The following is a 9,883-nucleotide window of genomic DNA, read 5'->3' as shown; positions in this document are numbered from 1 at the left end:
GGTTCATATGAGGAAAGGACTGTGGTGAAGCCCAGTCAGAATCAGGCGACCGCCGTCGGCTGGAGACGAAGGCTCGGCAGGGTGATGGGATCCGCGGCCGCCGAGGCCGGCGACCGGGTTGACCACCAGCCCGATCCGGGCGCCCGGGGCGGAGGTCACGGCCGCTCGCCCAGGACCTTGCGGCGGTAGGCGCGCCAGCTGACCGCCCAGACCGCCGGGTCGTCCAGCGGCTCGTGCCGGATCCGGTGCACGGTGGAGTTGTGCGGCGCGGTGCGGACGGTCTCCGGGTCCTCGTACGCCTCGCGGGCGACCTCGGCGAGGATCGCCGCGTACTCGTCCAGGTCGGCCCGGGAGTAGGACTCGGTGGGCTCCAGCGTCATCGGCTCCGGGACGACGTACGGGTGGTGGCTGGTCCAGTAGTGGGTGCCGAAGTCGGCGGCGCGGTAGCCGAGGTCCTCGCTGTGCAGGCCGGTGTCCTCGTTGAGCTGCTGCCAGCTGTAGCGGACCTGCTCGACCCGGGGGCGGCCCTCGGCGTACGGGACGGAGACGCCGCGGATCCGCCGCACCCGGTGCAGCAGGTAGTTGTTGTTGAGCACGGCGGTCTCGGCGGCCTCGCGCAGCCCCTCGGCGCCCAGTGCCGTGATCCAGGCGTAGGCGCGCACCAGGTTCGGCACGACGCCCAGGTAGGGGCGGATCTTGCCGACCGAGTCCGGCCGGTCGTCGTCCAGGACGTACCGCTCGCCGTCGAACTCGACGGTGGGGCGCGGCAGGTAGGGCGCGAGTTCGGCGGTGACGCCGCAGGCGCCGGCCGCCGGTCCGCCGCAGGCGTGCGGGGTGGAGAAGGTCTTGTGGAGGTTGAAGTGGCACAGGTCGAAGCCGGCCTCGCGGGCCCGGGTGATGCCGAGGATGCCGTTGGCGTTGGCCTGGTCGTAGGCGCACAGGCCGCCGGCCTCGTGGACGATCCGGACGAACTCGGCGATCCGGGGGTTGTAGATGCCGGTGTCCTCGGGGTTGGTGATGAGCAGCGCGGCGGTGCGCGGGCCGACGGCGGCGCGCAGCGCCTCGATGTCGGGGTAGCCGTCGGCGTCGGGGTGCAGGGTGATCACCCGGAAGCCGGCGGTCTTGGCGCAGGCGGCGTTGGAGGGGTGGGAGAAGGCGGTGGTGATGATCTCGTCGCGCTGCTCCAGTTCGCCGCGCGCGGCGTGGTGGGCGCGGATCACCGAGACGTTGGTCCAGATCGCCGCCGAGCCCGCGCCGGGCTGGAGGCTGACCCGGTCCATGCCGGAGACCTCCTTGAGCAACTGCTCCAGCCGGTGGACGAGTTCGAGCACGCCCTGGACGGTGGAGGGGTCCTGCGCGGGGTGCAGGGCGGCGATCCGGGGGTCGCGGACGAAGGTGTCGTTGACCTTGGGGCTGTACTTCATGGTGCAGGTGCCCTGGCCGACGTCCACGTTGAGGTCGGCGCCGAGGTTCTCCTGGGAGAGCCGCAGGTAGTGCCGGAGCACCTGCTGCTGGCCGAGCTCGGGCAGGGCGGGCGGTGTGGCGCGGCGCAGCGCGGCGGGCAGCCGCTCGGCCGGGTCGCCGACGGCGGCGGTGACGGCGGCCTCGGGCAGCGGGGGCAGGACGCCGCGCTCGCCGGGGGCGCCGAGCTCGAAGACGAGCTTCTCGTCCCAGCGGGCCTGGTGGAAGCGGCGCAGGGCGGGTTTGGGGGCGATCCGCGGGTCCACCGGCTCGCTGTTCTGACGGTTCGTCACTTCGCGATCTCCTCAAGTGCGTCGGCGAGGCGGTCGATGTCGGCCCGGGTGTGCAGCTCGGTCACGCAGTAGCGGCCCTCACGGGCCGCGGCCCCGTCGGCCCCGACCTGGGTGCCGCCGTGCAGGCCGCGGGCGAGCAGCGCCTCGGCGATCTCCGCGGCGGTGCGCTCGCCGGTGTAGCGGACGGTGAAGTCGGCGAAGTGGACGGCCCGCGGGTCCGCGAGCTCCACGCCGGGGACCTCGGCCAGCCGCTGCCGGGCGTAGGCGGTGTTGGCGAGGATCGTCGCGCCGATCTCCCGCATGCCGTGCGGGCCCATCAGCGTGAGGTAGACCCCGGCGGCGATGCCGTGCAGGGCGGCGGCGGTGCCGACCCACTCCTTGCCCTCCTCGCGCACCGCGAAGGAGGTGCGCTCGTACGCGACGTCGCCGAAGCCGTACTCGCCGGGGACGTCGGTGGGGACGAGGCCGAACAGCCGGCTCGGGTACTCGGCGACCAGGCGCTCGTCGTCCGGGCTGCCGATGAAGCCCGCGTTGCCGCCGCCGTAGCTCGGGTGGATGCCGAGCGGCTGGAGGTCGCCGCAAGTGAGGTCGGCGCCGAGCTCGGCGGGCGGGGTGAGCACGCCGAGGCTGAGCGGGTGGACGTGGGCGACGGCCAACGCGCCCGCCTGGTGGGCGAGTTCGATGTAGCTCGGCAGCTCCTGGTCCACCCGGCCGTCGTGGTCGGTGAGTTGGGCGTAGACGGCGGCCGCGTCGCCCTCGGCGAGCGCGGCCCGGACGGCGGCGGGATCGGCCGGGACGAGGACGAGCTCGTGGACGCCCCGGACGTAGTCGCGGATCCGGGAGATCCGGTCCGGGTCGATCGCGCCGACCAGCACCAGCCGGCGCCGCCCGGTGGCCCGTCCGGCCATCCGCAGCGCCGTCGCGGCGGCCTGGAACCCGTCGTACGTCGGCACGTTGACGACGTCGACGGCCAGCAGCTCGGCCATCAGCGACTGGTACTCCCACAGCGCCTGGAAGCGGCCGTGGTCCTCGTACGGCTCGCCTGCGTAGGCGGTGAGGAACTCGCTGCGGTTGACGATCTCGTCCACCACGGCGGGCACGTGGTGGCGGTAGCAGCCGGCGCCGAGGAAGCTGCGGCCCGGCGGGACGGCGGTGTTGCGGGAGAGCAGCTCCTCCATGTGGGCGACCAGCCGGGCCTCGGAGCCGAGCGGCTCGGGCAGCCGCAGCGGGCGGTCCAGCCGGAGGGCGGCCGGGATGTCGGCGTAGAACTCCTCGACGTCCTGGGCGCCGACCTCCGCCAGCATCGCTTTCCTCACCTGCGGGGCGGAGTTGGGGATGTACGGGTGGGTTCGGGGGACGCGTGTGCTCATGCTGGCACCTTCCGCGATTTCAGTCACAAGCCTTGACGGGGTTGTGAATGCTGAGTTCTGTATACAGCATTCGGCATTCACCAGTCGGGAGGCAAGATGTCCGCACGAACCCGGCACAAAAAAGATCCCCAACCAGCCCGTGACCAGGGCGAATTGACATCAGGTCCGGCACGGCGCCGGATCCTCTCCGCCGGACTCGCGGCCGGCGCGCTGCTGATGGCCGGCGCCACCGGCTGCGCGACCGGCGGCGCCGGCGGCACCAGTGCCAAGCAGCTCACCGGCAGCCCGGGCGCCGCCCTCTCCGGCAAGGTCGTCATCTGGTCCTGGGACGTCGCCGCCAAGGCCATGCAACGGCTCGGCAAGGCCTTCGAACAGGCCCACCCCGGCACCACCGTCGACGTGGTGGACATCGGCTACGACAACGCCTACGACAAGATCTCCGTCGGGTTCGGCGCCGGCAGCGGACTGCCCGACATCCTCACCGTCGAGGGCCACAAGCTGCCCACCTACATCGGCAACTTCCCGAACGGCCTGGTCGACCTCACCAGTCGCGCCGCAGGCCTCAAGTCCCAGTACGCGGAGGCGTCCTGGCGGACCGTCACGGACGCCAAGGGCAAGGTCTTCGCACTCCCCTGGGACAGCGGGCCGTGCGCCCTGTTCTACCGGCGCGACCTGTTCCAGCAGGCCGGCATCGACCCGGCCGGCCTCGCCACCTGGGACGACTACCTCACCGCCGGCACCGCGCTCAAGGCCGCCACCGGCAGGAAGCTGCTCATCCTGGACGCCAAACAGGACAGCTTCTTCGCCATGCTGCTCCAGCAGCAGGGCCAGCGCTGGTTCACCGACGGCAAGGTGGCCGTCGCCACCCCCGCCGCCGAACGCGCGCTCACCCTGCTCAAGCAGCTCGTCGACCGCGACCTGGTGGACTTCGAGAACGGCTGGTCCGGGCTCGTCTCCGGCACCCACGACGGCAAGGCCGCCACCACCCCCACCGCCGCCTGGTGGGACGGCACCCTCACCAGCGACATGGCCGACCTCGGCGGGAAGGTCGGCGTCGTCCCGCTGCCCGCCTTCACCCCCGGCGGCCCCCGCACCTCCAACAGCGGCGGCTCCACCCTGTGCGTCACCGCGCAGAGCCGGAACCCGGAGACGGCCTGGGCCTTCCTCTCCTTCCTGCTCGCCGACAAGGCCAACCAGGCCTCGATGATGCAGCACGAAGGCCTCTTCCCCGCCTACCTCCCCGCCCTGGACGACCCGTACTTCCAGCAGCCCGCCCCCTACTACGGCGGCCAGCCGGCCATGCAGCTGTTCGCCGGACTCACCCGCGCCATCCCCACCGTCGAGCTCACCGCCGACGACTCCAAGGCCGGCGACATCGTCACCACCGCCGTCAACCAGGTGCTGCACAACGGCGCCGACCCGGGCACCGTCCTGCGCTCCGCCGCCCGCCAGATCGCCACCGCGACCGGCCGCCAGACGGTCGGGTAGGCGGGCCCGATGACCAGCAGCCTCCCGGCCACCCTGCGCAAGCCGTCGGCGACCACCCAGGCCGCCCCCGCCCGCCGCCGACGCTCCCCACGCACCGCCGCCTGGCTGTTCGCCGGGCCCACCACCGCGCTCTTCGTCGCCTTCTTCGCCTATCCGCTCGGCGCCAGCCTCTACCAGAGCTTCACCGCCCGCCGCGACGGCGCCGACGTCTGGGTCGGCCTGGACCAGTACCGGCGGATGCTGCACGACCCGGCCTTCCTGCACTCCCTGGTCAACACCGGCCTGATCCTCGCCGTCCAGGTGCCCGTGATGATCGGCCTCGCCCTGGTGCTCGCCGTCCTGCTCAACCAGTCCTGGCTGCGGTTCCGGGCCGGCTGGCGGGCGGTGTTCTTCCTGCCCGCGATCACCACCCTGGTCGCCTACGCCGTGGTCTTCCAGGTCCTGCTGCGCACCGACGGCGGCCTCGCCAACCAGCTCCTCCAGGCGCTCGGACTCGGCCCGGTCGACTGGCTCAACTCGCCCACCTGGGCCCGGATCTCGCTGATCGGCTCGGTCACCTGGCGGTGGACCGGCTACAACGCCGTCATCCTGCTGGCCGGACTGCAGGCGATCGGCCGCGACCAGTACGAGGCCGCCGCCCTCGACGGCGCCGGCACCGTGCGCACCTACAGCGGCGTGATCCTGCCGCAGCTGCGCCCGGTGGTGCTGTTCTGCGTCATCACCTCCACCATCGGCACCCTGCAACTCTTCGACGAGAACTACGTGCTGACCCGCGGCGGCCCCGGCGACGCGACCCTCACCCCGGTGGTCTACCTCTACAAGGTCGGCTTCCAGCAGCTCGACTTCGGCTACGCGGCCGCCATCGCCTGGGTGGTCGTGCTGATCATCGCGGCGGTCTCGCTGCTCCAGTTCCGGCTCTACGGAAGGGAACGCCGCCGATGACCACCGTGACCACCACTGCCGCTCGCAGTGCCGCCACCACCACCGCGCCGCGTCGTAGCGGCCGCGCCCCGCTGCCCGCCCGCCTCGGCCGGATCGCCGTCCTCGCCGCCCTCACCCTCGGCGCCGTCCTCAGCCTGGTGCCCTTCGCCTGGATGCTGATCGCCAGCACCCACAGCAGCTCCGAACTGTTCCACTCCCCACCGCCGTTCCTGCCCGGCGGCAACCTGCTGCGCAACCTGGCGCACCTCCAGGAGACCATCGGCTTCGGCCGGGTCATGCTCAACAGCCTCGGGATCGCCGTCGTCTACACCGCGCTCAGCTCGCTGCTGTCCGCGATGTGCGGCTACGGGCTGGCCAAGTACCGCTTCCGCGGCCGCGGGCTGCTGCTCGGTCTGGTGCTGGCGACCATGATGATCCCGTTGCAGGTGCTGCTCGTCCCGCTGTTCCAGATGATGGCCAGCCTCGGCTGGATCGACACCTACCAGGCGGTGATCGTCCCCTTCCTGGCCAACTCCTTCGGCATCCTGCTGATGCGCCAGGGCTTCCTGGACTTCCCCGACGAACTCCTGGAGTCGGCCCGGATCGACGGCTCCGGCGAGCTGCGCACCTTCTACCAGGTCGTCCTGCCGTGCGTACGGCCGCAGTTGGGCGCGCTGGTGATCTTCACCTTCATGGGCCAGTGGAACGGCTTCATCTGGCCGCTGCTGATGCTCAACACCGAGGACAAGTACACCGTGCCGGTCGCGCTCAACACGCTGACCGGACTGACCCACGTCGACTACTCCGGCCTGATGCTCGGCTCCTTCCTGGCCACGCTCCCGCTGATGGTGCTCTTCCTGCTCTTCCAGCGGCAGTTCGTGGCGGGCCTGCTGGGCGGAGCCGTGAAGGGATGACCGCGACCGTGACCACCGACCGCCTGACCGTGACCACCGACCGCCTCACCCGGGTGCCCGGCCTGCTGTACGGCGGGGACTGGAACCCCGAGCAGTGGCCCGAGCAGGTGTGGGCCGAGGACGTGAAGCTGATGGCCGAGGCCGGGGTCAACCTGGTCACCGTCGGCGTCTTCTCCTGGGCCCGCCTCCAACCCGACGCCGACAGCTGGGACTTCGGCTGGCTGGACCGCCTGCTCGACCTCTGCCACCGGCACGGCGTCGCCGTCGACCTGGCCACCGCCACCGCCTCCCCGCCCGCCTGGCTGGTCCGCGCCCACCCCGACCTGCTGCCCGTCACCGCCGACGGCGTCCGGCTGGAGTTCGGCTCGCGCCAGCACTACTGCCCCTCCTCGCCCGCCTACCGCGGGGCCGCCGTCCGGCTCACCCGGGCGCTCGCCGAACGCTACCGCCACCACCCCGCGCTCGCCCTGTGGCACATCCACAACGAGTACGGCGACCACGTCCAGGAGTGCTTCTGCCCCGTCTCGGCCGTCGACTTCCGCCGCTGGCTGCGCGAACGGCACAGCGGCATCGAGGAGTTGAACCGATCCTGGGGCACCGCCTTCTGGTCGCAGCGCTACACCTCCTTCGAGCAGATCGAGCCGCCGCGCACCGCGCCCGGCCCGGTCAACCCCACCCAGCTGCTGGACTGGCGCCGGTTCTGCTCGGACGCGCTGCTCGCCCTGCACCGCGCCGAGAAGGCCGTCCTGGACGAGGTCTCGCCCGGCGTCCCCGTCACCACCAACTTCATGTCGATGCTCAAGGCGCTGGACTACTGGGAGTGGAGCCGGCACGAGGACCTCGTCTCCGACGACGCCTACCCCGACCCGGCCGACCCGCGCGCCCACGTCAACGCGGCGATGAACTACGACCTGATGCGCTCGCTCAAGGGCGGCCGCCCCTGGCTGCTGATGGAACAGGCCCCCTCCGCGGTCAGCTGGCGGCCGGTCAACGTGCCCAAACGCCCCGGCCTCTACCGCCTCTGGTCGCTCCAGGCACTCGCCCGCGGCGCCGACGGCGTCCTGCACTTCCAGTGGCGCGCCTCGGTGGCAGGCGCCGAGAAGTTCCACAGCGCGATGCTCCCGCACCGGGGCACCGCCGCGCGCGGCTGGCAGGAGACCGTCCGCTTCGGCGCCGAGCTGCGCCGCCTCGGCGAGATCGCCGGCAGCCGGTTGCGCGGACGGGCCGCCGTCCTGCTCGACTGGGACAGCTGGTGGGCGCTGGAACTGGACGACCACCCTTCCGCCCGGATGCGCTGGCCCGAGCTGCTCCGCCCCTGGTACGCGGCGCTGCACGAGCGCGGCGTCACCGTCGACTTCGTCCCGCCCACCGCCGGGCTCGACGGCTACCCGCTGGTGCTCGCCCCCAACCTCTACCTGCTCGACACCGCCACCGCCGACCGCCTCACCGCCTATGTACGGGACGGCGGCCGGCTGGTCTGCGGCCCGTTCAGCGGCATCGCCGACCGGCACGACCACATCCACCCCGGCGGCCACCCCGGGCCGCTGCGCGAACTGCTCGGGATCGTCGTGGACGAGCACTGGCCGATCCCGGACGGCGAGACCACCGCCGTACGGCTGGACGGCACTGCGCCTGACGGCCCCCGGTCGGACGGCGCCGAGCCGCACGCCGAGCCGCACGGCGCCGACCTGCGCGCCGAGCGCTGGAGCGAGTGGATCGAGACCGAGGGCGCCGAGACCCTCGCCCGCTACGCCTCCGGCACGCTGGCCGGCCTCCCGGCCGTCACCCGCAACCGGCTGGGCGCCGGCACCGCCTGGTATCTCAGCTGCCACCTCGGCGCCGACACCGGCCGGGTGCTCGACCTGCCGCTCGCCGAAGCCGGAGTGGGCGCCGAACTGCCGGACCTCCCGGCGGACGTCGAGGCCACCCGCCGCCACGCCGCCGACGGCCGCCAGTACCTCTTCCTGCTCAACCACGGCGGCGTCGAACGCCGCGTGCCCCTCGACACGCCCGGCACCGACCTGCTCACCGGCGCCGCCACTGGCGACGCCGTCACCCTCGCGCCGCTCGGCGCCGCCGTCCTCCGACTCCCCGCCGCCGAGGAGCGCCCGTGAACCCGCTGACCCGCCGCCACTTCCTCGCCGCCTCGGCGGTCGCCGCCGCCGGCACCCTGGCCGCCCCGGCCGCCGCCCACGCCCAGGACGGACCGGACACGGTCGACGGCAAGCGCTACGCCGACGTCCTCGACCTGCACGGCACCCCCGCCCAGGCCTACCCCGGCGACGCCCGCGGCAACAACCCGATCACCGTCTTCGCCGACCTCGGCGCCTGGCACGCCTACGCCCTGCCCCGCCCCACCGACCCCCAGGGCGGCTTCACCGGCCCGCTGTACCTCGCCCAGGAGTACCCCTGGTGGCTCAGCGACGGCCTGACCCGCCTCCAGCTCACCGAACAGGGCCGCCCCCTGGACCTCACCGCCGGCGCCCCCGCCCGCGGCACCTCGCTGCCCGGCCTGCTGCGGCTCACCCACGACCTCGGCGGCGGCCTCGCCCTCACCCTGGACCTGCGCTTCGCCGGCAACCGCACCGCCCTGCTCCGCGCCCGGCTCGCCAACACCGGCCCGGCCGTACGGACCCTCGCCGCCGCCTGGACCGGCCGGCTGCTGCGCCCCGCCACCGGCCCCCAGCGCGAGGCACCGAAGCTGGTCGCCGCCGAACGCGGCGTGGAGGTGCGCTTCGCCAAGGTCCGGCAGACCTGGGACTACCTCACCGACGGCACCGAGCGCTTCGCCGTCCGCCACGCCCGGCCCGTCCGGGTCGTGCTGAGCGCCGACGGCGACGGCCACCGCACCGAACTCGCCGAGCCCGTACGGCTGGCGCCGGGGGAGACCCGCAGCCTGGACTGGACCGAGAGCTACACCTTCACCGAGGCCGAGTACGCCCGCGCCGCGAAGGAGGCGGACACCGCGCTGCGCACCCCGGAACGGGTCGCGGCGGAGGGCACCGCCCGCTGGCACGGGTACCTCGTCCGCGCCACCGAGAGCGTCCCGGCCGCCCGCCGCCGCACCGCCGCCAAGTGCGTCCAGACCCTCGTCACCAACTGGCGCAGCCCGGCCGGAAGGATCCGGCACGACGCCGTCACCCCCACGATCTCCTACAAGTGGTTCAGCGGGGTCTGGGCCTGGGACACCTGGAAGCAGGCCGTCGGCACCGCCGCCTTCGCCCCCGGCCTCGCCGCCGACCAGATCCGCGCCGTCTTCGACCACCAGGTCCCGTCCGGCTCCGCCGAGCGCCCGCAGGACGCCGGGATGGTCCCCGACTGCGTCTTCTACAACGACCAGACTACCGGCGGCGGCAACTGGAACGAGCGCAACTCCAAGCCCCCGCTGGCCTCCTGGGCGGTCTGGGAGGTCTACCGGCGCAGCGGCGACCGCGCC

Annotated in this window: 7 protein-coding genes; 5 read left to right on the top strand and 2 right to left on the bottom strand. The window is 73.1% G+C overall.

Annotated elements, in window-relative coordinates:
- Positions 1-155: 155 nt before the first annotated feature.
- Together gcvPB and gcvPA are read right to left on the bottom strand one after the other, a co-directional pair.
- Entirely contained in the window at positions 156-1,754 is a 1,599-nt protein-coding gene (gcvPB, locus tag ACWDCZ_RS36760) for an aminomethyl-transferring glycine dehydrogenase subunit GcvPB (protein WP_241852937.1), read from the bottom strand.
- The gene (gene gcvPA, locus ACWDCZ_RS36755) at positions 1,751-3,124 is read right to left on the bottom strand and encodes an aminomethyl-transferring glycine dehydrogenase subunit GcvPA (RefSeq protein ID WP_449818176.1); all 1,374 of its coding nucleotides are present in this window, start codon (positions 3,122-3,124) and stop codon (positions 1,751-1,753) included. Before gcvPA ends, gcvPB begins: the two co-directional genes overlap by 4 nt.
- Positions 3,125-3,277: 153 nt before the next feature.
- Here gcvPA and ACWDCZ_RS36750 point away from each other — a divergent pair, with 153 nt between their 5' ends.
- From ACWDCZ_RS36750 to ACWDCZ_RS36730, 5 genes are all read left to right on the top strand, one after another.
- Positions 3,278-4,612 (top strand): ABC transporter substrate-binding protein, encoded by a 1,335-nt coding sequence (locus tag ACWDCZ_RS36750; protein WP_449818175.1) that lies wholly within the window; start codon positions 3,278-3,280, stop codon positions 4,610-4,612.
- 9 nt (positions 4,613-4,621) lie between these two features.
- Positions 4,622-5,554 (top strand): carbohydrate ABC transporter permease, encoded by a 933-nt coding sequence (locus tag ACWDCZ_RS36745; RefSeq protein ID WP_074003192.1) that lies wholly within the window; start codon positions 4,622-4,624, stop codon positions 5,552-5,554.
- Positions 5,551-6,447, top strand: coding sequence for a carbohydrate ABC transporter permease (locus ACWDCZ_RS36740; protein WP_449818174.1), 897 nt, complete (start codon positions 5,551-5,553; stop codon positions 6,445-6,447). Before ACWDCZ_RS36745 ends, ACWDCZ_RS36740 begins: the two co-directional genes overlap by 4 nt.
- Positions 6,444-8,561, top strand: coding sequence for a beta-galactosidase (locus ACWDCZ_RS36735; protein ID WP_449818173.1), 2,118 nt, complete (start codon positions 6,444-6,446; stop codon positions 8,559-8,561). The genes ACWDCZ_RS36740 and ACWDCZ_RS36735 overlap by 4 nt, the downstream gene beginning before the upstream one ends.
- On the top strand, positions 8,558-9,883 hold a 1,326-nt coding region (locus tag ACWDCZ_RS36730; RefSeq protein WP_449818172.1), incomplete at its 3' end, for an MGH1-like glycoside hydrolase domain-containing protein. The genes ACWDCZ_RS36735 and ACWDCZ_RS36730, both read left to right, overlap by 4 nt.

It is taken from the genome of Kitasatospora sp. NPDC001225 (assembly GCF_053597855.1).
Note: the sequence above shows the minus strand (reverse complement) of the source record. Positions and strands in the feature narration are given on the sequence as shown.